The following is a 26,650-nucleotide window of genomic DNA, read 5'->3' on the forward strand; positions in this document are numbered from 1 at the left end:
AACCGTGTCGATTTAAATCCGTTTTACGCGATATCCGAGCTAGCATCCTCTTTGTGGCGATACTTTTTCGGTTATCATAAAATTGGTAAGACCAATTAACCATTCGAATATTACCATATCTACCTAGGTGCTGCACCAGAAACAGGTCGCTTTTCCCTAGTTAATGCCAAAACTGTTATCGAAGTACCATTTTTGGCGTAGATTTTCGTTTGCATCTCCATAAGGACTCGGTTATTTGCGCGAGAAAAGTTGCAGCGCCTCTTGAGTCCAATGCAAGCTATGGTTTTATTGCTCTCCCCTGACTGTTTAGCAGACTAGTCAAATCTCATATTGATGCTGCTCATCAATAAGTTTGATGTAAGTATAGGGGAGAAAAAATGAAAGAGAGCCTAAGCTCTCTTTCATCAATGTTACTGAATTATAGTAGCGCTGGGATCCCTTGGATCATGCCGACGGCGAGCATGGCCACCAAACAGATCACAAAGGCTAGCCCTGGAATAATAAGGCGATCCACTAGGCTTAAACTGGCGGCACGTTCTTTGTCGCCAATCAGACCATTATTGTCGAGCAACATGGTCAATGCCCAAGCTAGCACGGGGTTTGCTACGAATGAGGCAAAGATACAGATGCCTGCAGCCTGGCTGCTTTGGGTATCTTTTACCATCTGCATACCGGCTTCAAGTAGTGGTAAGAATACACCTACCAGTAGCGCGATAGACATTACTGGGCGCCATACGGTAACGTCCATTGGGTAACCAAGAACGGCCACTATGATACACAAGCTACCTAGCAAGATGGCACCTGCTGGAATAGGGCGTTTGGCAATCGCCGCAGGGATCATATAAGTGCCCCAAGACGAAGTGATGTTACCACCACCCACAGCCGTACCAACGATTTGACGCAGTGAACAAGTGGTCATGGTGTCATCGACATCCATTAATACCTTCTCAGTTCCCTTAGGATAGTTCAGCTCCTGGAAGATACGGTGTCCCAAGAAGTCGGGTGACCACATAGCAACAGCCAAGATGGCAAATGGCAGAGACGCGATGAAATGTTCGAAGTTAGGTAAGCCTAGCTGCCAGCCGTATTCGGTTGAGCCCCACCAGTACATAGGGTTCAGATTCGGAATGCCGGGTTCGGTGACAAATTGCAGATCCAGACCTGCCCCCAGAGCGAATGCCAGAGCGATAGCGGCTATCGAACATAATGGGATCGCCAGCCAGCGCTTACCCACTTTAGCCAGGTAGGCGTAGAGGACGACGTTCACCAGTAAGATGAAGAAGGCCACATAACCCAGGCTGTAATCTAAGGTATGTTTGGCCTGTAGGCCGCCGGCCCAATCAAAGAGTGATGTGATTTGGCTCTTGGCGCCCATAAAGCCAAGGAATACCAAGAGGCCACCGGCCACCCCGCTGGAGGTGAGATTGACGAGTCGCGAGCCGCCTTTAAAGTAGCTGAGTAAGAGACCGAAAATACCCAGTAATATCGCTAGTGCTAAGGGGTGGGCACCCGCCAAGGCGATAGCGCCGATAAGGGGGATCATGGGACCGTGGTTGCCGCCTAAGTTAGCGCGAGGGTTGATAAATCCGGAGCTGATAATACAGAAGAGCAGGGCGGGGATAAGCATTTCGACGCGAACAACCTGAATGGCAAATTCGGCGCCTAAGTTAACGTGTTCCCAGCGTTCGCTGAGGCCTGAAGCCCAAGCGGCCATAACCGCTGAGTACATCACGGTAATGCCTATGGTTCCGGCAATAGCAGGGACTAGGTCTTCCCATTCGAAGCGAAAATCTCTTCCCGGTAGATTGAGGCCCCAACGTCTGGGCTTCATGATCTGTAATTCGTGGTCTAAATACGCTTCGCGAGTGGCAAACTCGCTGGCAGGACGGTGAAGCTCTTTGTACGTCAGCTCAGAGGCTTCCATCTCTTCTTTTTTGACAGTTTCTGACATAATTTCTCATTCTCCGAAAAGAACTTATTGACTCATCTATTCGATGATGACTTTGAGGTAATCCCTGCAAGTCTGCGAGTGTCGAAAGACCCCAGGTGTCACTCGTATAACTTGTCCGCCCTCCTAGATGGATTAACACCCCAAATCCGGTGAGCAGTTGCATCCCTAACATTGCTTAAAATTGGTCTGACCAATTTACCTCATAAATCTTAACATAGTGGATTTCACCTGGCATTAACTATCAATAAACTTGAAACTGGTGATTAGATGATTTGGGAGCTAGTTAACATCTTGTGTCGCCATTTCAGATCAATTTCAACATTGGGCATGACTATTGCGTTTAGATATAGATCTCGCCTTTTGTCTCTTTTGGGAGCCCTTTCCCTCTATGAAGAGTAAATTAGATGCATCTCTCACGCCTCACTTTTTAATGGGTGTCTGGCTCGCAAAACAAATCGCAAGTGTGTGGTGCATCGCATAATTCTATGCCTTGCCACAGGCCTATGTGGTTTAAGGTTTGTCGAGCTAGGGCACTTACTTAAGGTAATCAAGTTGTCTTATAGCTTAGGCAATAAGGTGTTAGTTGCCAGTATGTTGATAGAAAAGTGCTGCTTGGTTTTATGAGCTGAAGATTGCCGCTTCTAACCTTAACATTCCGCCCGCCAAATTAAGTGCTTGTAATAAGTGTAATTTATTTGAATTTTTGATGTTTTAACATGGGGTTAACTTATTGGTTGGTGTATCAGAATTGCTGATACTGTCATTCATTAATATCAAATTTTATTTGGTGGTTAGGGGCGCTAATCTCGCCATTAAAGAGCTAGGCGTTGGGCTAACTCTTTGTAAAAACATTTATTAATCACTAGCCGTCTGAAGAGACTTGGCGATAAGGAGATGATGTTAATGAAGTTTAATTGCTGTTTTTATCCTCATAGGGGAGCGGGGCGCCATGACGATACCTAATGTTGTGCCTGTGTTAGCGCGGCCAGCTCAAGTTCAGGCGCAGTCGTCAGAGGTATTGAGCCTATGCCAGCGCGCAGCTCACTATGGGCAGGAGAAGGCCACTAAAGGGGCGACGCAGACGCTAGGTCAAGCCATGTTTGCCGGTGCCTTTATTGCGCTAGCCTTTGTGTTTTATATCACTGTGACCACTGGTGCATCAGGCGATTGGGGGATGGTGCGTTTAGTCGGTGGACTGGCCTTTAGTCTGGGGTTGATGTTGGTGGTGATCTGCGGCGGTGAGCTGTTTACCAGCAGCGTATTGACCAGCGTTGCATGGGCGCAAAAGCGTATTAGTACTAAGGCCTTGCTGATGTGTTGGGGGCGGGTCTATCTGGGAAACCTCTGCGGCGCCCTAGTGATGCTGATGCTGATCTTAAGTGCCAAGATGTACTTGCTCGATGATGGCCGCTGGGGGCTCAATGCGCTACAGATTGCCCAGCACAAATTGCATCACAGCTGGAGTCAGGCATTTGCACTAGGGATCTTATGTAACATGCTGGTTTGCTTGGGTGTCTGGATGACTTTTGCCAGTAAAGAAGCACTGACTAAGGCGATTCTGTTGATGCTGCCTGTGGCAATGTTTGTCAGCAGTGGCTTTGAACATAGCATTGCCAATCTCTTTATGGTGCCCTTGGGGGTTGCCATTAAGCAATTTGCTATCTGGGGCTGGTACTCACCCACAGGAGTATCTGTCGAGCAATTTGCCGATCTGACCCTGAGCCATTTTGTACTCAATAACCTTATTCCAGTGACGGCGGGCAATATTGTCGGCGGTGGGATCTTGGTTGGCCTTGGGTACTGGTGGATTGAAGCTAAGCAGAAAGCTTCACCTGTTCAGCATGTTGCGCAGGTCACTCAGCATGAACCTGTGTTGCATTCGCATCCACGCGCTGCGCAAGCCGATGTTTGTCATCTTAATCTAGTTCAAGACATTGCAACCACTTCTATCAATTTATTATCTAATGCCTCTACAAGGGGAGCCAGTGTTATGCCTAAATCAATTCAAAAATTAAATGTTAGTGCGCTGATGAATAGCGAGCCCTTTACCTTAAGCCCTGAATTATCTGTGTATGATGGACTTAAAGGCCTGAACCAGGCGCAACTGCGCGGTGCTCCCGTCATCGATAGTAAGGGGAGCTTGTTGGGGTTTGTCTCTCAGCAGGATCTGCTGCGTAGTTTGTGGTCAGAAGAGTTTGTCCGCGGAATTCGTTATAAGGTTGCCGACTTGATGCAGACGCGTGTGTTAACTGTCGCCCCGGATGATGCCGTGGCCGATCTGATCGAGGTGATGGTGGTTGACCGCGATAAGCTGTTTCCTGTCAGTGATATGGGGGTTTTAACGGGAAATGCCTACGCCAGTTATGAAGAGCGATTGCGTCATGCCAGTGCCAGCAAGCCTAGTAGTTTCCCTGTGGTGAGCGAGGGTAAGCTGGTTGGGGTGATCACCCGCGAGGCTGTAGTTGCCAAAGTCTGCGCAATTTATGCCTAGTGTGCAGACGCAAGCAATATAAGTATCAAGGACGTGGCGCTCAGTGCGCCTCGTCCTTGTTATCTTGATTGCCTGGTGATTTCGATTTGATAAGCGCTTACGTTTCGCAGGATTTGAAAGCCCTTTTTGCGAATGTGATTAACTTTTCATTGATTTTGTGTGCTGGCGATGTTTGCTCAGGCGCCGTGCTTCGGTTATCACACAATCACGCAGCGGGTTCTCCCCCGAGTCGCAGCGCCACACAAACGACAGGTGTCTTTGCATATTCAGCTGGGGTGTTGGCAGAATCACCAGTTCACCGGCCGCGACCTCTTTCTCCACATCTAAGAAGGGCAGGCTGCTGAGGTAGGGGCCATTTTTCACCAGCGCCTTGAGTAGTGAGACATGTTCATACTCCTTCCAGACATTCAGTTTCTCGATGACTCCGTGGATGGCACCTTCAAATATGCGCCGGGTTCCCGCCCCTTGTTCACGCAGTACCCATCTTGCCTGTTCTAGCTGGGCTAAGCTGGTGGTGGTTTGTTTGGCGTAGGGATGATGCGGTGAGGCGACGACCACGAGATGATCATCTAGCCACTGCTCTTGGTAGAGGCGACTGTCGTCGTTACGGCCTTCTATGATGCCAAAGTCATATTCATAGTTAAGTAAGCCCTCGACCACATTCTCGGTATTTTCAACTGTGAGATCGATCCTAAGTTCTGGAAAATCAGTATCGATTTTGCTGATAAGCTCGGGAAGTAGATGCTCGGCGGCAGTTTGACTCGAGCACAAACGAAAACGACCGCTGATAAGGTGTTGTTCGTGAAGGCCTAATTCAATTTGTTGCGCATCTTGAAGTAGGCGTCTTGCTCTTGGGCGTAACCAATTACCCCAGTGACTCAGGGTTAACCTGTTGCCTTGTCTAATAAAGAGTGGACGGCCAAGCAGATTCTCCAGCTGCCCTAGAGACATGCTGACTGCAGATTGGGTCATGGACAATTTTCGTGCCGCAGCACTCACACTTTCCAGGCTGGCAACGGCATCGAATACCATAATTTGTTTCAGTGAGTATTTCATCGACCTTGAAGCGTCCTAGCTGATTTGAGCGATAATGAAAACTATCAATAAAATTGATGCTTGTGCGATATTGATTGTATGAGTGGCGGCATCTTTTCACAAGTAACGGATTGATTTTATCTAAGTTACTAGACTTATCTCACTGTTTGATTCGTCTTGTGCGGCTGTTGTCATTATTTCCGATTACGTGAATGTCATCGAGGATACACAAGCCTGTTATTTGTGCCTGTTTTATTCAGTGTTGCGAAGTGTATCCAGGGTCAGCCAAAGCCTGTGCAGGGGAGATGAATTGGTTTATATTGGCGGGCAATAATAACAATATATGGCGTTACAATGGCAAAACAAGCTCCCCCTTCTACAGTAAATCCCTCTAAAAACATAGTATTACCCGATACCTTAGTGATCATCTTTTTTGTCGCGCTGGCTGCTATGGTGCTGACTTATCTGGTGCCTGTCGGTTCATTCGATACCCAAGAGATCCACTACCTTGCCGACGGAGTCGAAAAGCATCGTAATGTGGTTGATCCCAGTTCGTTTCGATATAGCCTAGATGAGGCTGGAGAGCACCTTAAACAGCCTGTCGCCCTGTTTGAAGGCGGGGGGGGCATCGGCTTTTTCAACTTTGCCTTCGAAGGCTTAACCTCTGGCTCAAAATGGGGCACAGCGATTGGCGTGATCATGTTTATGCTCGTCATTGGCGGCGCCTTTGGCATAGTGATGGAAACGGGCACCATAGATAACGGCATTTTGCGCTTAATTGATAAGACTCAGGGGAACGAGCGGCTCTTTATTCCTGCGCTGTTTATTTTGTTTTCGCTTGGCGGCGCCGTTTTTGGGATGGGAGAAGAGGCAATAGCCTTTGCCATTATCATCTGCCCATTGATGATTCGCTTAGGTTTTGATGGCATAACCACTGTTATGGTGACCTATGTGGCGACTCAAGTGGGGTTTGCCAGCTCTTGGATGAATCCCTTTAGCGTGGCGATTGCCCAGGGGATAGCGGGGATTCCAGTATTATCTGGCGCAGGTGTGCGCGGCATCATGTGGGCGGGCTTTACCTTGATGGGAGTGATTTTTACGATGCGCTATGGCGCAAAGATACAGGCCAATCCGCAAAGTTCCCTCTGTTATGAATCCGATAGCTATTTTCGCCACCATCAAGCGTCCAGCAACCTAGAGAGTCGGTTTAATTTTGGCGACATTCTCGTCTTGCTCACTATCTTGGTAACCGTTGTCTGGGTGATCTGGGGGGTCGTCACTCAAGCGTGGTTTATTCCCGAGATCGCAAGTCAGTTCTTCACCATGGGAATTGTGGTAGGGGTCATTGCCGTTATCTTCGGGCTCAATGGCATGACGCTTAACCGAATGGCGACCAGCTTCAAGCAAGGTGCGGGCACCATGTTAGAACCAGCCTTGTTGGTGGGATGTGCGTCGGGGATCTTATTGCTCCTTGGTGGTGGCAAGCCCGATGAACCAAGTGTGCTAAACACCTTATTAAATGGCGCCGGTAGTCTGATTGGGCAATTGCCAGCCGTGGTATCGGCTTGGTTCATGCTGCTGTTTCAGTCGGTGTTTAACTTCTTTGTGACCTCAGGTTCTGGCCAGGCAGCATTAACCATGCCCTTGATGGCGCCTCTTGCCGATATCGTGGGGGTATCACGTCAGGTGGCGGTGTTGGCATTTCAGTTGGGAGATGGCTTTACCAATGTCTTGGTGCCGACATCGGCGTCACTGATGGCGACTTTAGGTGTATGCCGCGTCGATTGGGGCGTGTGGGTGAAGTTTATCTGGCGTTTTATATTGGCTCTGTTTTTGGTGTCGAGCCTAGTTGTGGTTTCAGCCCATTACCTGGGTTTCGCCTAATAGTCACTCACTAAAAAAGGTCAATAAAAAAACGGCATCCTAGGATGCCGTTTTGTCGTTAAAGATCTAATGGTTTAGAACTTCACTTCACCTTCGATGAACCACTCACGACCGCGAGCGTTGTACACTGAACGTGGGTAGTGTGGCCAAGAAGTATCAGTTGGGTCGAAGTTAGGACCTGCATCGAACAGGTTAACCACGCCAGCTTTCAGCTTGAATGTATCATTGAAAGTGTAACCTGCAGTCAGGTTCCACTTAGTCTGTGATGCCACTTCATGTGCGCTTTCATCAAAGTCTTCGCCACCTGATGCTTTAAACGACTTGTATTGAATACCGTGCATACGTGCAGTGTGGTAAGCACCCAGAGTCGCTTCGAAGTCTTCGATGAAGTAGCCCAGTACTAGGTTAGCGCGGTACTGTGGCAGACCACCGTTATCAATGTCATCTTCAACTGGATCAGTTGGTGACAGTTGGAACTCAGACAACAGGATGTAAGTACCGTTGAAGTTAAGTTTCAGCTCACCATAGCTATCCATATCCCAGCCATAGCCAGCAGTGATATCTAGACCACGTACCTTTTGGAAAGCCAGGTTTTGAGCAACGGCGTTCACGTGAGTGATGGTACCGTCTGCATCGCGAGTCAGCATGTTTTCATACTGCTCATATTCACGAGCAGCTTTGCTAGCGCTGATGTCGCTAACCATGTCATCCAGTTTCCACTCCCAAAGGTCGAATGATGCGTTAAGTGAATCTCCGCCCCATACCGCGCCAATGTTAGCTGTGTAACCAGTCTCTGCTTCCAGATCTTTGTTTGCACCCGTTGTTGTATCAATATGCAGTTCATTACAGATCTCGTTGATACGTGGATCCGGATTTGGCTGACTTGGTGTGCCGCCTAACGCCTGACACTGCTTGAAGTCGATAACGGTAGAGAAGCCCTTAGTCGCATCGCCATATACACGGTGCATATCTGGAGCGCGGAAGACAGAGCTGACAGAACCACGAACCAATAGTTCGTCTAGTGGACGGTATTCTAAAGTCAACTGTGGCGACAGGTTGCCACCGAAATCGTCATAGCGGTCATAACGTAGCGCCGCATCGATAGTCAGCACGTCCAATACAGGTAGGCTTAATTCGGCATAAGTTGCCCAGTAAGAGCGCTCGCCTGCACCTGAAGAACCACCAGTGGTGAGGATGTTACCTTTCTTAGATTCTGAGTCTGAGTTCGTCTCATAATCTTGCTCAGTGTATTCTGCACCAAATGCAAATTGGGCATCGCCTGCTGGCATTTCGAACGCTAAGCCAGAGATGTTGGCCTGGACGTTCTTTTGAGTAGATTGTGCGCGCTCAAATGGAGAGTAAGAAGCTTGCTCTACATCTTCTGCACTCATGTTGTTCAGCAGTGAGTTACCGTTCTCACCGGCGGTAATGTAATCGAACATGCCTGCAACAGTCGCAAAACCACTGCGGAATACGTCGACATTGGTACGGCCGTAGTTAACCGATGCATCCCAGCTGTACTCGTCAGCCAGTGTGCCTTCGAAGCCTGCGGTGAAGAAGTAGTTACGTGTCTTGGTTTCGCCAGCGCGGTTACCAAACTCGTGTAGACGACGCACGTAGTAGTAGTCGCCATCTTCGGCGTTGGCAAAATCCCCACCTAGGGCTGTGCCTTTATTCGTGAAGGTTTTGCTCAGATCGCCTGAAGATACAGTGACATTGTTGCCGTCAACGTTAACATCGTAGTTATCGATTGCCATTGGCTCGATGTTGGTGGTTGATTTCGCTTCGGCGAAGTCTAGGCGACCTACGAAGCTAACGTCATCAGCCAGCTCGTAGTTGAAGTTAGTAGAGCTGATGAAACGTGAGCTCTTTGGCTGAAGATCACGCCACTCTGAACGGTCGAAACCACAGATGCTGCGAGCGGCATCCCACAAGAAACCGCCTGCGGTACACTCTTCAGGAGTCAATGCGCGCGCGCCGCTGCCTCCAGCGATTCGAGCACCATATGAGCTGTATTGTGAATATTTGCTATAAGGCACTTTGTCTGTGTGCAGACCGAAGTTTTCGCGATCGGTTGCTTTTAGCTGTTCATTCTCAGTAAATTCGATGAAGGTCGATACGTTACCGCGATCAGAAGAAGCACCTAGAGAGAGTGCGATACGGTCGCTGCCGCCGCCACCGTGAGTGGTATCAGCGTGACGGTATTTAAGTGCAACACCTTCAAAGTCTTTTTTCAGGATGATGTTGATCACACCACCAACGGCGTCGGCACCATAGATAGCACTACCACCAGATTGAAGAATCTCAATACGCTGTACAGCTTCCATCGGTAGGTTGGCAGTATCGACGAAGTTATCCGTACCACCTGATGGCTTTGGATATTGGTTTAGACGCTTACCATTGATCAGCGTTAATGTACGGTTAGCACCCGCACCACGTAAGCTGATTGAAGAGGCGGCAGGCGTGAATCCGTGAACAGACTGGGTAGTCATTGCACTGGTTGTAGAAGTGAGGCTTTCCAACGCATCTTGAACGTTAGTGAAACCCTGTTTAGCCATGTCTTCTGCGCTCATGACGGTAACAGGTGTAGCCGTTTCCATATCGGTACGTTTAATACGTGAACCTGTTACTTGAATTCGTTCAACGCTGTCTTCATCCGCTGCATAAACGGCTGGCGCACTCATTGCTGCTGTGGCGGCACCACTAATTAATGCGAAACGCACAGCTTTAGCCAATATAGAATTAGGCTGCATTTTGTTTCTCCCTGAGACTTATTTTATTTTTGAATTGAACACTGTTGAATTGCTCTTTTTTGAGCCGTTCTATGTGTTGAACTTTATTTAGTAAAAACTTTTCAAATATTTACTTATATTGACGAGTGTTTACTTCGCTCTCGATATAATCATAGAGAGATAACAACTGCAACAAGGTGGCTACAGATGGTGCAGGGTTTCAAGTCTTGCTTGAATTATCTTTTTTGTAACAATAAATACACATTAAGTTTATTGGCTTAGTATTTATTTTCGATGTACGCGTTAATGTAATTGCCGGTGTTACATTTTACAGTTACTAGTTAACAGGTTGTTATTTTTGTGATTTACTTTGGTTTTTCATTTGTTATTTTTATTGTTTTCATTTGTTTTATTGGTGTGTCATTTGTTATTTAAAAAAAATGCAAAAATTATGAAAAATATTGTGGAAATGATTTGTTTGTGACCAAAGTCCTGTCGATTTTTCCTGTTGTTTTTGTTGCTTTATTGTTAACTCTGTTTTTTGTACTCCTTTTTAATTAATACTAATGTTATAGGTTTTGATTAATTTTTGGGTTATTAGTGCCAACTAATTAGCAGTTATTATGAAGTGTTAGATTGTATTTGTTATGGGTATGTTGTTGTGAGTGGTTTTCTGGTGGGGGTTGTATTCAGAAGAGGTAAAAAAGGCTAAGGGTATTGACCAACGACGGTTCGTTGACACGTTAATATGGTTGAGCTTGTGGTCAATTGAGGCCAGCGTTTGCTTGGCCTCGTTTATTCTGTGTTGCTGTAGAGTATGTCGAGTTAGATGTTGATAGCAGTATAGGTGTCTATAGAATGAATTATGGTTTTCTTCGGCAACGCAGTAGTGTATGGCCCAAGCCAATCTCGTCTATATCTTCATCGACATAGAGACCCGCCAATGAGATCAGTTTGAGGAGATCTTTGGAGTGATACATACGGCTGTTGCCGTTGGCCATCGCCGTAAAGTAGAGCGAGGTGGCATTGACACAATAGGCACCGGCCTCACAGGGTTGTCTGTCCCAGAAGGTCTCTAAGATACAGAGTTCGCTATGGGGCGCCATGTGCTCTCTCGCTAATGTTAAAATAGCGAGTATTTGCTCTTGTGAAAAGCAATCCAAGAATTGACTCATCCAGTAGAGATCGCCACCAGAGTAGAAGGGGCTATCTGCGTTTAACAGATCGCACTCAAAGCCATGGACACGATCGTCAACGTCTTGTGCCTTGGCATTTTCCATCGCGACCTTAAGCTGTCCTGGCAGATCCATGATGGTCACTTTGACATCAGCATCATATTGGGTACAGGCCAATGCCCACTTTCCAGTGTTGCCTCCAATATCAACAATGGTCTTAGGTTGGCCCTGAAAGATCATAGGTAAGATGGCACTAAAGGCATGATCTGAATAGAAGTGATCAAACTCAAACCAACTTTTCTTGGCATTGTCTGGCAGCTGGCTTAATCCTGGATAGATGGTTTGCCAGTCACCAAATACCTTAAGGCCAGTTGCTTGCCCTGTCTCTAATGCCTGGTCTAGTTCAAACATACCTTGATAACAGACATCATGACTGAAGTTGAGATTGACCCTCGACATCTCATCGTGCAATAGAAAATGACCTATCTTATCTAGGTGATAACCCTTAATGTCTTGCCAAATCAGGCCCATGCTGAGCGCCATATCAAGTAACACGCCGATGGCGTATTCAGATAATGAACAATGAGCGGCAATCATCTGACGATCATTTTCAGCATGTTGGTCAATATAAGCCAATACCTCATATTTAAGCAGGCAGCGGGCAACTTGAAAGGTGATGGGGGCGAAGGCAATTTTCTGTGCTTCAAACTTGGCGTTAAATGCTGAGATCTGTTTTGGCGAGCGGTAGAAATCCATCCGAGTCCTGACTCTGGTTTGAGTGAAATGTTGTTCACTCTAGCCTGATATCAAAGTGACGACATCAAGTCAGTGTTAAATTGGCGACCTGGCTCGCGAAATGTGTGTTTAACAAGATGAAAGTGCTGGCTTTTCAATCGTCTTGTACAACGGGTAGGGTGAGGCTAGGTGAATCGTCGATACAAATGCTAACATAGTTTATCGCTTAGCCAGGGGATGGACCCTAAAGGATAGTTCAATGCAACAACCGCTCAGCTATGTTGGCCGCACAACTCATAGAGTCGATGGTGAGGCCAGACGTATTGCGATTTTAGAGGCGACTTTAAGGTTGATCGTGAGGGAAGGCATTCGAGGCGTTCGTCACCGCGCCGTGGCTGCCGAGGCCGAGGTGCCGCTAGCATCTACGACTTATTACTTTAAAGATATTAAAGATCTGATCAGCGATGCATTAACCTATTTTGCCGAAAAGACGCTTTGGATGAACAATACGCTTGAGCAAAAGAGTTTTGAGTTGCTTGAGACGGTTGAAGCGGGCAGTCAGGAGATGTGCGTTTCACAGCTTTCGGTATATCTGACAGATTTTCTCTGCGCGCATATTCAAGAACAGGTGAGCCATAGGGAAGATCGTATCCTTGAAGTGGCGTTTCATGAAGAGGCGCTGCGTAACCCTGTGCTCGCCGAGGCGATTCAACTGTTAGACAATGGTTTCATTCAGACCATAGAGCGTTTTTTTGCGGCATTAGGTTCGAAAACGCCGAACGCCGATGCCCATCAACTCTTGGGATTGATTCGTTGGGTGGAGTATCAGAGCGTGATAAGCCGTCGACTGGAGCCAGATTTTCTGCGTAACACTGTTGGTGCCTGTATCGATAAGATATTGAGCGCCATAAAATAAAAGACCCCGATCGTTATCGGGGTCTCAGTGGTATCACCATCATTTACTGAAAGTGATTACTGCACGTTTTCCGCATCGCCAAATTGGCCCTGGAAGAGTACTGATGAAAGGTAACGCTCTGCTGCCGATGGCAGGATAACTACGATATTCTTCCCTTCAAATTCAGGTAGCTCGGCGATACGGTTTGCAGCAACAACCGCTGCACCCGAAGAGATACCGACCAGGATACCTTCCTCTTTCATTAGGCGCTGAGCCATCTCAATGGCTTCCTCGTTGGTTACCGCTTCGACGCGATCAACCATTTCGAGATCCAGGTTACCTGGAATGAAGCCGGCACCAATCCCCTGGATCTTATGTGGACCAGGTTGTATCGCCTGTCCTGCTAGGGTTTGGCCGATTACTGGAGAGTCGGCAGGTTCAACTGCGATAGAGGTTATCGCCTTACCTTGAGTCTGCTTGATGTAACGGCTGATACCGGTAATGGTACCGCCTGTACCAACACCAGCAACTACGACATCGACTTCGCCATCGGTATCGTTCCAGATCTCTGGACCTGTGGTCTTTTCGTGGATCTCTGGGTTTGCTGGGTTGTCGAATTGACCTAGGATCAGGTATTTCTCAGGAGCAGATTGACGCAGCTCTTCGGCCTTGTCGATGGCGCCTTTCATGCCTTTTGCGCCTTCAGTCAACACTAGGTTTGCGCCAAGCGCCTTAAGCAGCTTGCGACGCTCAAGGCTCATGGTGTTAGGCATGGTCAGGGTCAGCTTGTAGCCACGGGCCGCCGCGACATAAGCCAGTGCGATGCCGGTGTTACCCGATGTTGGCTCGATCAATTCTTTATCTTTAGTGAGCAAGCCTTTCTTTTCGGCGTCCCAAATCATATTTGCGCCGATACGACACTTAACGCTGAAGCTTGGGTTACGCGCTTCAACTTTGGCGAGCACTTTGCCTTTGCTGACGCGATTTAGGCGAACAAGAGGTGTATTACCTATGGTATATGAATTGTCTTCGAAAATTTTACTCATGGATTACTTGCTCCTTAATGTATACAGCTAAATCATAGTGCGCTTTGGGCGCATTAGAAATGATAGTTTCATCTTCGTTATTCCTTTCTGTTATAAAAGCTGTCACTTATATCATAATTACATCGCTGAAGGGGCTAGCCTAATAGGGATCCTATTGATAATTTAACAAAATGTATCAAGTCAGCTAGCTAAAATAATCAGCATAAATTGCAGGGAGCGGATGAGTGAGTAGCATTAACGACAGGATTGGTGGGACGAATGTACCGAGCCCCGAGGATCGCTCTGCGAACTCCCAAACGCCTAAATTGAAAGGCCCTAAAAACAAAGATCCTAAAACGATTGTCACCCCTTTTGCCTTTCATGTCGCACCTGAAGTGCTTTATACTCCGTTGGCTTCACCGTTAAAGCGTGGCCTTGCCATGCTAATCGATGCGCTCCTAGTCAGTGTCTTGGCGGAGCAGGCTGGTGCGCTGTTTATCTTGTTGGTTGGTTTGACCTTGGTGATTGAGCGTCGTAGTCACCAATTGGGGAAGGCATTCAAATGGGTCCTTTACTTGTCCATGCTACTGATGACCATCTGGGTGACCAGTGACAATATTATCTCTCACAGCGAAAGGGAAAATGAGCGGCAAAAGGGCCAGCAGAACGTTCTGCAGGTGGACTCGCTTAGCACACTGAAGCTAATGCCACAGCTACTAGCCCTGAGTGTGTGTGAAGAGGTGAGCTGTGCCGACGACCAGTTAACGCAACTTTTAGCCGAGTTAGACCAGTTACAAGCAAATGATAGCGAAAAAGTGGCGTTAGCTACTCAGCTGATCAAGGAGCTTTCTCTGCCTGCTCAAGACAAAGATGCCCTGATGCAGCGCTTGGCAAGAGCGTATCCGAATGTCGAAGATGATGCCAAAGCCACACTTGTCACCGATGTTACTCTTGACGACGCCACGCAAGTCGTCACTCAGGACGCAACTTCTACCGCCGAGCCTCACGATCAGGAGGCTAGCGAGAAGCTTAACTCTCTGGTTGTCGACCCTGATCAAATGGATGATGACAAGCCATCTCCTTATAGTTTGCTTGAGTGGGCAAAAGGCATTTTAAATGATCTTGGATTAGGCTTTGGCTGGGCCGCCTTTTACTTTACGGTTTTTACCGCTTGGTTCGACGGTCAGACCTTGGGCAAGAAGTTGTTGAATATCCGGGTAATACCGCTGGACGCTTCGGCTATCTCCTTATGGGATGCCTTTGGGCGTTATGGTGGCTATGGTGCTGGTTTTGCTACAGGCTTGCTGGGATTCTTGCAGATATTCTGGGATGCCAACCGTCAGGCGATTCAAGATAAGATCTCCGAGACTGTGGTGATTGATTTGTCGAAATCGCGAGACCAAGACCATAGATAAATTCAGTAATAGCAGAATGGGAAGAACGACAGCTTAAATGATCGTACGATAAAAGTGTGAAACAACGAAAAAATATGGTTTAGTTGAGATGTATAATTACACAACGAAGGTAAAGTCAGTTGCGTCATAGCCTTATAGCGAAAAAGGAATAAAGATGCGGATATTAGTTGTAGAAGACAGCAAGGTTGTTAATCGTATTTTGCGTCATCTCATCAAGCTTACACTTAATTGCGAAGTTGATTTTGCCGAAGATTTCGACAGCGCAAAACGTTTGATAAAAGAGCATGATTATTTTGTCGCAATCACAGATTTACACTTACCTGACGCTCAGGAAGGTGAGATTGTTAAGCACGTATTAGCATTAAATATCCCATGTATAGTGCTGACAGGAAGTTTGGATGCCACGCAACGTAAGCGCTTGTTGCAATTGGGCATTGTTGATTACATTCTTAAAGAAAACCGTTTTAGCTACGAATATGCTGTTCGTTTAGTTGAGAGATTGCATCGTAATCAACGAGTTAAAGTCTTGGTGGCTGATGATTCAGTGGTAAGTCGAAAATTTATTCGTGGTTTGTTAGAGCAGCATCTTTATCAGGTGATTGAGGCCGATGATGGTTTATCAGCATTAGCCTTATTACGCAGTCAAGAAGGGATACAGTTGTTAATCACTGATTACAATATGCCAGGATTAGATGGTTTCGAACTGATTCTAAAAGCCAGAGAGCAATATAGTCGAGAAGAGCTGGCTATCATAGGTTTATCAAGTGATGATGATCAGAGTCTTTCGGCTCGATTTATAAAAAATGGTGCGAATGATTTTTTAACGAAGCCATTTGTTCATGAAGAGTTTCATTGCCGTGTACTTAACACCTTAGATGGACTAGATATGGTGCGAAAGTTATGGGAGCAGGCTAACCTCGATTATTTAACCTCCGTATATAACCGTCGCTATTTTTTTAACTTGTTTGAAGAAAAGATCGAGCAACTGGTGTTGAAACAGACGGCATTTTCTCTGGGGTTGATGGATATCGATCACTTTAAACGGGTTAATGATAGTTATGGTCATGACGTTGGCGATGAGGTGTTAGTCGGATTTGCAGACATGTTAAAGCATTTTTTCGGTGAACGTTTTGTAGTAGCGCGTTTTGGCGGAGAAGAGTTCGTGGTGGCGTTTAAGGGGCTAGATAGTAGTAAAGCGTTTGCGTTACTAGACAAATTTAGAGCTCATTTGGCGTCAAGTCCAATATCAACCTCGGCAGGAGAATTGACTATTACCGCTAGTATAGGGCTGGCTGAGTTGACTAGTTTGGGGTTAGATGACTTATTACACAATGCAGATAAGGCACTTTATCACGCTAAAGAATCGGGGCGGAACTTGGTGTGTATAGAGACTTAGCAGATATAGCAAGGTCGATTTCTGTGAAAAAAAGCCAGCGGCAAAAAATGAGCTGGCTTTTTGCTATTTAGGGAAGGTGCGAATAAGTCCCGTGCTTGCTGTGCTACGACTTGTTCGCACCTTCCTTAGATAACTCTTCTTTAATCGGGGGCGATTTGAACGTTGCGATAGGCATCGCGATACTTATCTACCCACATGGAGGTCGCGCCGCAAATCGCTACCGGCATCACGATAAAGTTAATAATGGGGATCATCGAAAACAGGGTGACGGCGGCGCCGAAGCTAAAGCTGCTGCCCTTGGTTTGATTGAGGGCAAACTTCATATCATTAAAAGGCACCTTGTGGTTATCGAAGGGATAATCACAGTACTGAATGGCCATCATCCAGGCGCTGAATAGAAACCAGAGTACGGGTGCGGCCGTTTGACCGATAAGGGGCACCCAGAACAGGATAAGAAATAGTATGGCTCTGGGAAGGTAGTATTTAAGCTTGATCCATTCTCGTCCCAGTATGCGGGGCAGATCTTTAATCAGATCGATAGTGCCGCCGGTATTGAGATCTTTGCCCGTCAGATATTGCTCTACTTTTTCCGCTAACAAACCATTGAAAGGCGCAGCAATCCAGTTCATCACAGAGCTAAAGACAAAGGAGAGCACCACCAACAGGGTCAGCACGGCCAAGGGCCAAAGCAGAAAGTTGAGCCAGCTAAGGTATTCTGGCAGTTGACCATTGATCCACTGAAATACCTGCTCCAGCTGACCGATGGCAAAGTAGATCACCGTAGAGAACAATACCAGGTTAACGCTGAGGGGAATGAAGACAAAGCGTCTTAGCCCTGGCTGTTTGATCAGCCGAAAGCCGTCCAGAAAATAGTTAACGCCGCTTTTACCGGGCTTGCTTGCTTTTTGATTCATAGTCTTATCTGAATATCCTTAGATCTTGCTTAACAGGGATTGTGTGTCAGCCCCATTTTAAAAACAAGGCCGAAATCACGTCGGCAGGGATAAAAAACGTTACAAAATGCGGCATGCTTTGATAAAGTGACAACCAATAATAACAGTGGCGCCGTAAGCGCACGCAAAAGACGACCTAACTGGCACAATGAGACTCACACAGATAAAACTTGCTGGATTTAAGTCGTTTGTTGATGTTACTAAAATCCCCTTTAACCAACCGCTTACAGCTATCATTGGCCCTAATGGCTGCGGAAAGTCAAATGTTATCGATGCGGTGCGCTGGGTGCTCGGAGAGAGTTCTGCCAAGCATCTTCGCGGCGACTCCATGGCCGATGTCATTTTCAATGGATCTTCTGCAAGACGTCCGATTTCAGTGGCTAGTGTTGAGCTTTACTTTGACAATCACCTGGGGCGACTGGGTGGCCAATATGCCAGCTATCAGGCGATCGCCGTAAAACGTCAAGTTAGCCGTGACGGGGATTCCAGCTATTTTCTTAATGGGCAGAAGTGTCGACGAAAGGATATCACCGATCTCTTTATGGGCACCGGCCTTGGACCGAGAAGTTACGCTATTATTGAGCAGGGCACTATCTCCCGTCTAATCGAATCCAAACCCCAAGAGCTTAGGGTCTTTATCGAAGAGGCCGCCGGTATATCCCGTTATAAAGAGCGGCGCAGAGAAACCGAAAACCGCATTCGCCACACCCGTGAAAATTTAGAGCGTCTGGGGGATATACGTCAGGAGCTGGGCCGTCAAATTGATAAGTTGGCGGAGCAGGCAGAGTCCGCCAGACAGTACCGAGCGTTAAAACAGACAGAGCGTCAGCAGCAGGCTGAGCTTGAGGTCTGCAAGTATCTTGAGCTGAGCACTCAGGCGGAAAAATTATCCAAAGAGATTGATGCAAAACTCCTGACCCAGAGTGAAGTCGATGCCAGTGGTCAATCGTTGGCGCGTAGCCTGACAGAACTCCAGTTACAACTCGATGACCTCGAGCGCCAGGAACAGCATCAGGTCGAGACGTTTTATCTCAATGCTAATCAGATCACTAAGCTCGAGCAGGAGATCAAGCATCGCCAGCAACAAGATGCCCATCTTAAGCAGCGTATCGAGCAGGAAACCAATAAGCTCTCATTACTACAGGCGCAGTCTCAAGCGCTCGTATATGCCAAAGAGAGTCTCGCCGAGCGTCAGCTAAGCGCGCAGCAGGTTCATAGCCAAATACAGCAGCAACTTGAGTTGCTCGACGAGCAGCTCCTTGAGGCCGAGCACTCCCTTGAGCAACTGATCGACGATGACAGCCAAAGTAAGCAAAGGGTTAACCAGAGTCAACTACGTCTTGAACTGAGCAAAGGGGAACTTAAGCATCAACAGAGCGCGCTCGATCTGCTGGCCAGTCAGCGACAGAGCTGCTCGGCGCAGCTGAGCCAGTTAATCCAAAATGATGAAGCCGCCAACCTGGCGCTGCAAACCTCGCAATGTCAGCTGTTATCGGATAAAGCGGATGAACACAGCGCTGAGCTAGAGCAGATCCTCACTACTCAAGCGGAACAGATGGAGCAGCAGCGGCAAATTCAGACACAAATTGATGCGCTGTCCCAGTCGTTGGCAGAAGAGCGAGGGCGCCAGAATGTGGTTCAGCGCATGTTGCCCAAGAAGGATGCCGTGACTGGTCGAGCCTTGTGGCAGGCCATTGAGGTGACGCCAGGTTGGGAGAAGGCGGTTGATTTGGTGCTCGATGGTTTATTGACTCAGAGTATTGATGTCGCGCCAACAGAGAATGGCTTTCAACGTGCCAAGCCGCAATCATGGACCGGCTTGTCCAGCCAGATCAACCTGTCACCTTGGCTAAGCAGACTTAAGTGGGCTGACAGCCTTGCCCAAGCTCGCGACATGGTGGCGGCGCTTGCCGATGATGAGCGTATTGTCACCGCCGAGGGCTATCTGCTTGGTCGCGGCTTCGTGCTGCAAAAAGCTGCGCAGAGTAGCAACTTAGTACAGCTTAAAGCCGAGCAGCAGGCATTGAGTGACAGCATTACCGCCAGTATCGAGGCGATTGAAGAGCGAAAGGCTGTGCTTGAGCAGGTAGGCCAGGCTTTGGCTGATACGCGAGAGCGTCACACCCAGCTGAATACGGCATTGCAAGGGGTGCAGATAGAGAAAGAGCGCCTTGCGGCGCAGGTGCAAGCGACCCAGGTGCGTATCTCGCAGCAAGAAGAGCGCCAGGCGCAACTTGCTGAGCAGTTAAGCGAACAAGAAGGGCGCGAGCAGGTTTTAGTGCAGGCTATTGAGCGACTTGCGCAGACCATTGAAGAGGATGAGCGCAGTTTACAGCTGCTTAAGCAAAATGCCGAACAGGCGTTGAAGTGTCTGCTTGATGGCCGCACTCAACATAAAACCCTGGGGCAGGAACGTCAGAGTCTGGCTCAGCAATTGGCCCAGCATCAAAAGCAGTTGCAAGCCATCAATACCGAAATAGCCCTTAATCGCCAGCAGGGCGAGCAGCAGCAACAGCAGATAGTCGAGTTAACGGCGAGTCTTGCGCAGTTACAGGCTCAGCTTGCGGGCAAAAAGAGTGGTGAGGGCCAAGGTGTTGCCGATGATAAGGCGGCGCAATTGGCCCAAGCCCTGGCACAGCAAGAGCGTAATCAGCTGGGGCTTGATGAGCTGCGGCGTCGTCAGGCAGAGCTGCAAACTCAAGCAGATGAGCTAGGAGCCAAGCAAAAACAACAGCTTGGAAAGCTAGAGCACTTGACTCAAGCCATCAGCGCGTTAAAGTTACGTCGCGAGGGAATAAAAGGTCAGCTTGACAGTCAGTTAGCCCTGCTCAAGGAGCAAGAGGTCGATGTTAGCGAGGTTGAAGCCGGGCTTGATCTGAGCCTGAGTCTGTCGACGCGTCAAAAGGCGCTCGAGCGCACGCGGGCGCAGATTGACCATCTTGGCGCCATTAACCTGGCCGCCATCGAAGAGTATGAACAGCAGAGCCAACGTAAGGCTTATCTGGATAGTCAGGATGCCGACTTGAGTAAGGCGCTGGGGAGTCTGGAAGAGGCGATACGTAAGATTGACCGGGAAACCAAGACTCGCTTTAAAGAGACTTTCGATAAGGTTAACCAAGATCTCGGTATGCTGTTTCCTAAGGTCTTTGGCGGTGGCAGTGCCTACCTGGCCCTGACCGACGATGATCTGTTGGAAACCGGGGTGACCATCATGGCCAGACCGCCGGGTAAAAAGAATAGTACAATTCACCTGCTTTCGGGTGGAGAAAAAGCATTAACCGCTTTATCATTGGTATTTGCGATTTTTAGGCTAAATCCAGCGCCATTTTGTATGTTGGATGAGGTAGATGCACCGCTTGATGACGCCAACGTCGACAGATTCTGTCGACTGGTAAAAGAGATGTCTCAAAGCGTGCAATTTGTTTATATTAGTCACAATAAGATCACCATGGAATTGGCCGATCAACTAATAGGTGTCACTATGCATGAGCCTGGCGTTTCACGCATAGTTGCCGTTGATATCGATGAAGCGGTCGCATTAGCCGACGCAGTATAATTTTGGGAAAAACAGGGTAATCAATGGAAAATTTGCAACTGGTATTATTCGTGTTAGGCGCGGTAGCCATTATCGCGGTACTTGTGCATGGTTTTTGGTCCATTAGACGGCAACAGCCTAAATCATTAAAAGAATCGCCCATGACAGGGCTTTACACAGAAAAAACACGTGACAGTGAAGGTTTTGACGCCGATGGAATAGGCCCTGTTAGAGTCGTTAAGGCAAACAGTGAAGAGCGCGCGATCCCTAAGGCAAGCGCGACCAGCCGGGCAACACCCGCAGGGGCACGGACAAAACAGGAAGAGGAAGACAATAGAACCAGCGATTTCTCTCTTTCTGATGCGCCTAAGCAGAAGGCGCCACGTCAACGCCAGGAGCCTGTGTTATCAAGCGGACTTGCTGCTGATGAAGAAGTTGATGCCAAACTTGAGCAGATGGAGCTGGGTTTAGGCCAAGGGCCCGCGCAACCCTCACTGTTTGAAGATCCCGTTACCGAGCATAAGCGGGAACCGCAGCGCCAAGCGCCGCAGCCTGCTCCTGTCGAACCCGCTGAACCAAGTGTCGCGCCAGCGCCTCAAGCAGAAGTCGAGCCACAAGCAGATGCCCCATTGGGTGAACCCCAAGATGTGCTAGTGCTACATGTGGTCGCCAAAGAGGGCGAAGCGCTTAATGGCGCAGAGCTATTGCCTAGCCTGCTGACTCTTAACTTTAAGTTTGGCGAAATGGATATCTTTCATCGTCATGAAGATAATGCGGGAACAGGCAAGGTGCTGTTTTCATTGGCTAACATGGTTAAGCCTGGGGTGTTTAACCCAGATGAGATGGAGCAGTTTACCACTCAGGGTATCGTGTTGTTTATGACGCTGCCATGTTATGGCGACCCTTTGATGAACTTCTCTATCATGCTTAACTCGGCCCATCAGCTCGCTGACGATTTAGGTGGCGAGGTACTCGACGGTGGCCGTAGCGAGTGGACAGAGCAGACCAAACAGTCTTACCTGCAACGCATTCGCGCGCAGATGTGATCCCGAACTGAAATTGAATATAGAGGCCGCATCAGCGGCCTCTTTGCTTAAACCGGATAAGAAACCATGCAAGCTATACAAGACGAGATTAAACAGTTAACCGACGAGCTTAATCAGCACAACTACCGCTACTATGTCGATGATGCGCCGTCTATCCCTGACGTTGAGTACGATCGTCTCATGCGTCGCCTGCAAACTCTAGAGGCGGAGCATCCTGAGTTCGCCCTTGCCGACTCCCCAACCCAAAGGGTTGGCGGTGAGGCCTTAAGTAAATTTAATCAGGTGACTCACCTTAAACCTATGCTGAGTCTGGATAACGTCTTTAGTGAGGAGGAGTTTAGCGCCTTCTATAAGCGGATTAACGATAAGCTGCCACAGTCGCCTGCATTTTGTTGTGAGCCTAAACTCGACGGCCTGGCGGTCAGTATCTTGTACCGTGATGGGGTGTTTGAACGCGCCGCAACCCGAGGTGATGGCAATGTGGGCGAGGATATTACCGAGAATGTTCGCACCATTAAATCTGTGCCGTTGAGATTAAGAGGGACAGATTTTCCGCCACTGCTTGAGGTGCGCGGTGAAGTCTTTATGCCCAAGGCCGCCTTTGAGGCGGTTAACAACAAGGCGCGCGAGCGCGGAGAGAAGTTGTTTGTGAATCCGCGCAATGCCGCGGCTGGCAGCCTGCGTCAGCTCGACAGTAAGATCACTGCCAGTCGAGCCTTAGCTTTCTATGCCTATGCCCTTGGAGTCGTAGAGCCTGAGACTTGGTCTTTGGAGACTAGCCATTATGGACAGCTGATGCAGCTCAAACTGTGGGGTTTCCCGGTCAGCGCCGAAGTGAAGGTCTGCGAAGATATCCCAAGTATGCTGGCTTACTATCAGGATATCCTGACGCGCCGCAGCGAACTCGCTTACGAGATAGATGGTGTGGTGCTTAAGGTGAATGATATCGCGCAGCAACAAAGTTTAGGTTTTGTGGCTAAAGCACCGCGTTGGGCCACCGCCTTTAAGTTCCCGGCACAGGAGGAGATCACTCTGCTTGAAGGAGTCGACTTCCAGGTGGGACGCACTGGCGCCGTGACCCCGGTGGCCCGCTTAAAACCTGTGTTTGTCGGCGGTGTCACTGTGTCGAACGCTACCTTGCATAATGCCGATGAAATCGCCCGCCTTGGGGTGATGATAGGGGATAGTGTGATCATTCGCCGCGCCGGTGACGTGATCCCGCAAATTGTGGCTGTGATCGCTGAAAAGCGCCCGAGTGACGCCCAGGATATTCAGTTTCCGTCTCAGTGCCCTGTGTGCGGCAGTGATGTGGAGCGCATCGAAGGGGAGGCCGTGGCTCGTTGCAGCGGTGGTCTCTACTGTGAGGCACAGCGTAAAGAAGCAATCAAACATTTTGCCTCGCGTAAGGCGTTAGATATCGATGGCATGGGCGATAAGGTGGTTGAGCAGTTGATCGATAAGGAGCTGGTGGCTAGCCCGGCTGATCTGTTTAAACTCACGGCTTCGGCGATCACCATGCTAGATCGTATGGGCATGAAATCGGCTACCAATTTAGTCAATGCGCTGGAAGCGGCCAAAAGTACCACTTTTGCGCGTTTTCTCTATTCCTTGGGGATACGAGAGGTGGGTGAGGCGACCGCGGCAAACTTAGCCAACTATTTTAAAACCTTGGAAAAACTGAAGGAGGCCGATGCGGAAACTTTCATGAAGGTGGACGATGTCGGTGTAATTGTTGCTCAGCATCTGGTGCACTTTTTCGAGCAACCCCATAATCTAGAGGTGATTGACAGATTAATCGAGGCCGGCGTGCATTGGCCTGCCATTGAGGAGGTCGCCGAAGAGTCGCTGTCACTTAAGGGCCAGACCTGGGTATTAACCGGAACGCTAACCCAACTCAATCGCAACGATGCCAAAGCTAAGTTGCAGGCACTAGGTGCCAAGGTGGCTGGCAGTGTGTCTAAGAATACCGATTGTTTGGTGGCTGGTGAGGCGGCGGGATCTAAGTTAACTAAGGCGCAGGAGCTGGGCGTTAAGGTGATCGATGAAGCCGAGCTGTTAACTATCTTGGGCGAGTAAGCCCTCACTGAAAACGCCATCTTTTGATGGCGTTTTTTTCACTAATTATTCCTTTGCTGTTGAAATTGGCGGCTTCATCGCCATATAGAGATAAACAGACGAGGGAGATAGAGTTGAATTTTGGGCATATAAACTGGTTAGACGACAACGGACACTTTAAGCCACCACTGATGTTGTATCTGATGCTGGCCTTTATTGCGCGGGGCTGGTGTGTGTTTATCGCCTCCCTCACTCAAGCCAGTGATCGCGCTGGACTCGTGGCACTTATCTATCCGCAAAAGTCTGATTTTTTGATGGCCCTGACAGCGGGGGCTGGTGCGCTACTGCTCTATGGATTGGTCATCGCCGAACGTAAGCGCTCGCCTAGCTGGTTAAGGCCTGCCTTTAACCAGCTAAAGCCTCTATTGTTGTTACTTTTGTTTGTAGACGGTGGATTACTCATGCAGCGTCTTATTCATAATCACTTTCTCTATAGCTGGAGTTTTGGCCTAGACGCGTTGTTTCTCTTCTGGAGCCTACTCTATATTGCTAAGTCGAAACACCTTAAATACTACCTGCAAGACTGGCGAAACCAGGTGGATTAACGGTAAACCGTTGAAAAAAAGGCGCTGCAAATTGCAGCGCCAAACATATCTTATCGAAAGAAAATCCAGTCTCCAAGATACAGGAATGTTACAAAATACCTTATAAATCAAGATGAAAAACAACAAATCCACAAGATTTATATTAAGGACAATTGACAGCAACACTCTTTAAAGAGACATAATCCGGGGTTGCTATGTATCTCTAAAGAACGAGATCATACTAACACCACTTGAATATTGTATACAATAATAGCTAGTCTTTTTATCTTATTTTTTGTGTATATCTTATAACCAAGGGCTCGTTATGCAGTGACTGGCCCAAGTGTCAATTTGTGCGTAAGTGGTCAATTTAATGACAGATTGTACAAATTGAGTTGCTATTGACTATAGTTATGTTATTAAAGTTAGGCTGCTTTTCATGTTCTTAGGGGATCTTTCCGTACCTGATGTCGGATGAAGGTGCCCTGGGTGATGTGGGTCAAATACAACGGAGTTGCTGCGAGTGGCTAGAGCTGAGCCCATACAATTACCCCTTTCAAAATTACAAACAGGTATCACTGTTAAATTACCCTTGTCTTGGAAAAACCATCCTTTCCTGTTTAATCGCATCAAGATCGAGGAAGAGGCCCAGATTGAGTTGATTAAAAGTCTGGGGGTGCCCTATGTGATCTTGTTGTCGGGTGAGGAGCTGCTGGAAGAGAGTGAAGCGGACGCCGATGAGCAGCGACCAGTCGCAGAAGAGGTGATAGATCCTATTCTTGAAGCCAAACGCAATGTGCGTAAATCGATGCGTTTAAGCCAGAAGCGCTTTATTGATTGTGTGAATGAGTGTCGCTCCACCTTTGGCAAGATCGCTAGCGATCCCGAAGGTGCCTATCGAGAGGCCGCCGCCTTAGTCGAAGACTTGCTCGATCATATGCTGGAATTTAAAGAAGTTAATCTGGCGCTGGTCAGTGCTGGCGAAAGCGATAACAGCGTGACTCAACATGGCATCTCAGTGGCGGTGCTGGCGTTGATGATTGCCAGGGCCATGGACCTGCCTAAGTCTGATATGCGTGATATTGCGCTGGGTTGTCTGTTCCATGATATCGGCAAGCTAAAGGTGCCTGAGTCTATTCGGCGTAAAAGGACGCCATTAACGACGTCTGAAGCCAATTTCCTTAAGATGCACCCCAACTTTGGCTATGAGATGCTCAACAAGACGGGTCTTTTTAATAAAACCGTCTTGAATATTGTTTTGCATCATCATGAGTTTATCGACGGTTCAGGTTTTCCTGAAGGCTTGACCGAGAAGAAGATCCCTATCACGACTCAGTTAGTAAGCTTGGCAAACGACTATGATGGTCAGCTGTGGGCCGATGATAGTCGCTCGCCGCAGGTCGCCTTGGGTTATCTGTTCAAAAACCACGCCGGTAAACATTCAGAAACCTTGATTGCCGTTCTGGTTAAACTGTTGGGGATCTATCCTCCGGGTACCTTAGTGCGCTTAAGTGATGGCGATGTGGGTAAGGTGATGGTGACCACCCAATCAGTCAAACAGCCTCAAGTTTGGGCCTGTCATCCAGACGGCAGCGAACCTGGCCTGCGCTTTTTAAGCCAGGAGGAGGTGTTTGTCGAGAACGTTCTTAAGCGCGAAGAGCTCAGCGAAGGAGCGCTTAGGGTGCTGCAAGCAGACAGTGGCATTAGTTTTTATTTTGCTGGCACCCCATAGTCAGATTGCGT

Annotated in this window: 16 protein-coding genes; 10 read left to right on the forward strand and 6 right to left on the reverse strand. The window is 48.2% G+C overall.

The genetic code is table 11. The features are described 5' to 3' along the window. Positions 1 to 418: 418 nt before the first annotated feature. Positions 419 to 1,951, reverse strand: coding sequence for a DUF3360 family protein (locus L2712_RS17625; protein WP_033540207.1), 1,533 nt, complete (start codon positions 1,949 to 1,951; stop codon positions 419 to 421). A 949-nt stretch (positions 1,952 to 2,900) separates the two neighbouring features. Between L2712_RS17625 and focA the strand changes: the two genes are divergently transcribed. Next, entirely contained in the window at positions 2,901 to 4,442 is a 1,542-nt protein-coding gene (focA, locus tag L2712_RS17630; RefSeq protein WP_248978557.1) for a formate transporter FocA, read from the forward strand. Between the two features lie 138 nt (positions 4,443 to 4,580). On the opposite strand, the gene L2712_RS17635 is transcribed toward focA, so the two are convergent. Next, positions 4,581 to 5,498: a LysR substrate-binding domain-containing protein gene (locus L2712_RS17635; RefSeq protein ID WP_248978558.1), complete on the reverse strand. Its 918-nt coding sequence runs from the start codon at positions 5,496 to 5,498 to the stop codon at positions 4,581 to 4,583. Positions 5,499 to 5,831: 333 nt separating this feature from the next. Here L2712_RS17635 and yfcC point away from each other — a divergent pair, with 333 nt between their 5' ends. Further along, on the forward strand, positions 5,832 to 7,361 hold the full coding sequence (gene yfcC, locus L2712_RS17640; RefSeq protein WP_248978559.1) for a putative basic amino acid antiporter YfcC: 1,530 nt from the start codon (positions 5,832 to 5,834) through the stop codon (positions 7,359 to 7,361). 74 nt (positions 7,362 to 7,435) lie between these two features. Here the strand turns inward: yfcC and L2712_RS17645 are convergent, their stop codons facing one another. Both L2712_RS17645 and L2712_RS17650 read right to left on the reverse strand, forming a co-directional pair. Beyond that, positions 7,436 to 10,114, reverse strand: coding sequence for a TonB-dependent receptor plug domain-containing protein (locus tag L2712_RS17645; RefSeq protein WP_033540204.1), 2,679 nt, complete (start codon positions 10,112 to 10,114; stop codon positions 7,436 to 7,438). Positions 10,115 to 10,956: 842 nt separating this feature from the next. Further along, the gene (locus L2712_RS17650) at positions 10,957 to 12,024 is read right to left on the reverse strand and encodes a methyltransferase (RefSeq protein WP_248978560.1); all 1,068 of its coding nucleotides are present in this window, start codon (positions 12,022 to 12,024) and stop codon (positions 10,957 to 10,959) included. A 238-nt stretch (positions 12,025 to 12,262) separates the two neighbouring features. Here L2712_RS17650 and L2712_RS17655 point away from each other — a divergent pair, with 238 nt between their 5' ends. After that, positions 12,263 to 12,919 (forward strand): TetR/AcrR family transcriptional regulator, encoded by a 657-nt coding sequence (locus L2712_RS17655; RefSeq protein ID WP_248978561.1) that lies wholly within the window; start codon positions 12,263 to 12,265, stop codon positions 12,917 to 12,919. 56 nt (positions 12,920 to 12,975) lie between these two features. On the opposite strand, the gene cysK is transcribed toward L2712_RS17655, so the two are convergent. After that, positions 12,976 to 13,944: a cysteine synthase A gene (cysK, locus tag L2712_RS17660; protein ID WP_248978562.1), complete on the reverse strand. Its 969-nt coding sequence runs from the start codon at positions 13,942 to 13,944 to the stop codon at positions 12,976 to 12,978. 305 nt (positions 13,945 to 14,249) lie between these two features. Between cysK and L2712_RS17665 the strand changes: the two genes are divergently transcribed. Both L2712_RS17665 and L2712_RS17670 read left to right on the forward strand, forming a co-directional pair. Continuing rightward, positions 14,250 to 15,338 carry an RDD family protein gene (locus L2712_RS17665; RefSeq protein ID WP_283104914.1) on the forward strand — a complete coding sequence of 363 codons (1,089 nt, stop codon included), beginning with the start codon at positions 14,250 to 14,252 and terminating at the stop codon, positions 15,336 to 15,338. Between the two features lie 154 nt (positions 15,339 to 15,492). Next, on the forward strand, positions 15,493 to 16,734 hold the full coding sequence (locus L2712_RS17670) for a response regulator (protein WP_033540200.1): 1,242 nt from the start codon (positions 15,493 to 15,495) through the stop codon (positions 16,732 to 16,734). A gap of 140 nt (positions 16,735 to 16,874) precedes the next feature. Here the strand turns inward: L2712_RS17670 and cysZ are convergent, their stop codons facing one another. Continuing rightward, entirely contained in the window at positions 16,875 to 17,648 is a 774-nt protein-coding gene (gene cysZ / locus L2712_RS17675; RefSeq protein ID WP_248978564.1) for a sulfate transporter CysZ, read from the reverse strand. A gap of 187 nt (positions 17,649 to 17,835) precedes the next feature. Between cysZ and L2712_RS17680 the strand changes: the two genes are divergently transcribed. From L2712_RS17680 to L2712_RS17700, 5 genes are all read left to right on the forward strand, one after another. Beyond that, the gene (locus L2712_RS17680; protein WP_248978565.1) at positions 17,836 to 21,243 is read left to right on the forward strand and encodes a chromosome segregation protein SMC; all 3,408 of its coding nucleotides are present in this window, start codon (positions 17,836 to 17,838) and stop codon (positions 21,241 to 21,243) included. 23 nt (positions 21,244 to 21,266) lie between these two features. Beyond that, the gene (gene zipA / locus L2712_RS17685) at positions 21,267 to 22,268 is read left to right on the forward strand and encodes a cell division protein ZipA (RefSeq protein WP_033540197.1); all 1,002 of its coding nucleotides are present in this window, start codon (positions 21,267 to 21,269) and stop codon (positions 22,266 to 22,268) included. Positions 22,269 to 22,334: 66 nt separating this feature from the next. Beyond that, a complete protein-coding gene (gene ligA, locus L2712_RS17690) occupies positions 22,335 to 24,344 on the forward strand; it encodes an NAD-dependent DNA ligase LigA (protein WP_248978566.1) in 2,010 nt (669 codons plus the stop codon). 113 nt (positions 24,345 to 24,457) lie between these two features. Further along, positions 24,458 to 24,928 (forward strand): DUF2919 domain-containing protein, encoded by a 471-nt coding sequence (locus tag L2712_RS17695; protein ID WP_033540195.1) that lies wholly within the window; start codon positions 24,458 to 24,460, stop codon positions 24,926 to 24,928. A gap of 502 nt (positions 24,929 to 25,430) precedes the next feature. After that, complete coding sequence (locus tag L2712_RS17700) at positions 25,431 to 26,639, forward strand: HD-GYP domain-containing protein (RefSeq protein ID WP_248978567.1); 1,209 nt, start codon at positions 25,431 to 25,433, stop codon at positions 26,637 to 26,639. Positions 26,640 to 26,650: the final 11 nt, after the last annotated feature.

The organism is Shewanella marisflavi (genome assembly GCF_023283925.1).
Classification (GTDB): Bacteria; Pseudomonadota; Gammaproteobacteria; order Enterobacterales; family Shewanellaceae; genus Shewanella; species Shewanella marisflavi.

What these genes read in the sequence shown, in the direction of transcription:
- zipA (WP_033540197.1), top strand. Translation starts at nt 21,267, where the DNA reads ATGGAAAATTTGCAACTGGTATTATTCGTGTTAGGCGCGGTAGCCATT.
- L2712_RS17635 (WP_248978558.1), bottom strand. Translation starts at nt 5,498, where the DNA reads ATGAAATACTCACTGAAACAAATTATGGTATTCGATGCCGTTGCCAGC.
- L2712_RS17670 (WP_033540200.1), top strand. Translation starts at nt 15,493, where the DNA reads ATGCGGATATTAGTTGTAGAAGACAGCAAGGTTGTTAATCGTATTTTG.
- focA (WP_248978557.1), top strand. Translation starts at nt 2,901, where the DNA reads ATGACGATACCTAATGTTGTGCCTGTGTTAGCGCGGCCAGCTCAAGTT.
- cysZ (WP_248978564.1), bottom strand. Translation starts at nt 17,648, where the DNA reads ATGAATCAAAAAGCAAGCAAGCCCGGTAAAAGCGGCGTTAACTATTTT.
- L2712_RS17655 (WP_248978561.1), top strand. Translation starts at nt 12,263, where the DNA reads ATGCAACAACCGCTCAGCTATGTTGGCCGCACAACTCATAGAGTCGAT.
- L2712_RS17680 (WP_248978565.1), top strand. Translation starts at nt 17,836, where the DNA reads ATGAGACTCACACAGATAAAACTTGCTGGATTTAAGTCGTTTGTTGAT.
- ligA (WP_248978566.1), top strand. Translation starts at nt 22,335, where the DNA reads ATGCAAGCTATACAAGACGAGATTAAACAGTTAACCGACGAGCTTAAT.
- L2712_RS17650 (WP_248978560.1), bottom strand. Translation starts at nt 12,024, where the DNA reads ATGGATTTCTACCGCTCGCCAAAACAGATCTCAGCATTTAACGCCAAG.
- L2712_RS17645 (WP_033540204.1), bottom strand. Translation starts at nt 10,114, where the DNA reads ATGCAGCCTAATTCTATATTGGCTAAAGCTGTGCGTTTCGCATTAATT.
- cysK (WP_248978562.1), bottom strand. Translation starts at nt 13,944, where the DNA reads ATGAGTAAAATTTTCGAAGACAATTCATATACCATAGGTAATACACCT.
- yfcC (WP_248978559.1), top strand. Translation starts at nt 5,832, where the DNA reads ATGGCAAAACAAGCTCCCCCTTCTACAGTAAATCCCTCTAAAAACATA.
- L2712_RS17625 (WP_033540207.1), bottom strand. Translation starts at nt 1,951, where the DNA reads ATGTCAGAAACTGTCAAAAAAGAAGAGATGGAAGCCTCTGAGCTGACG.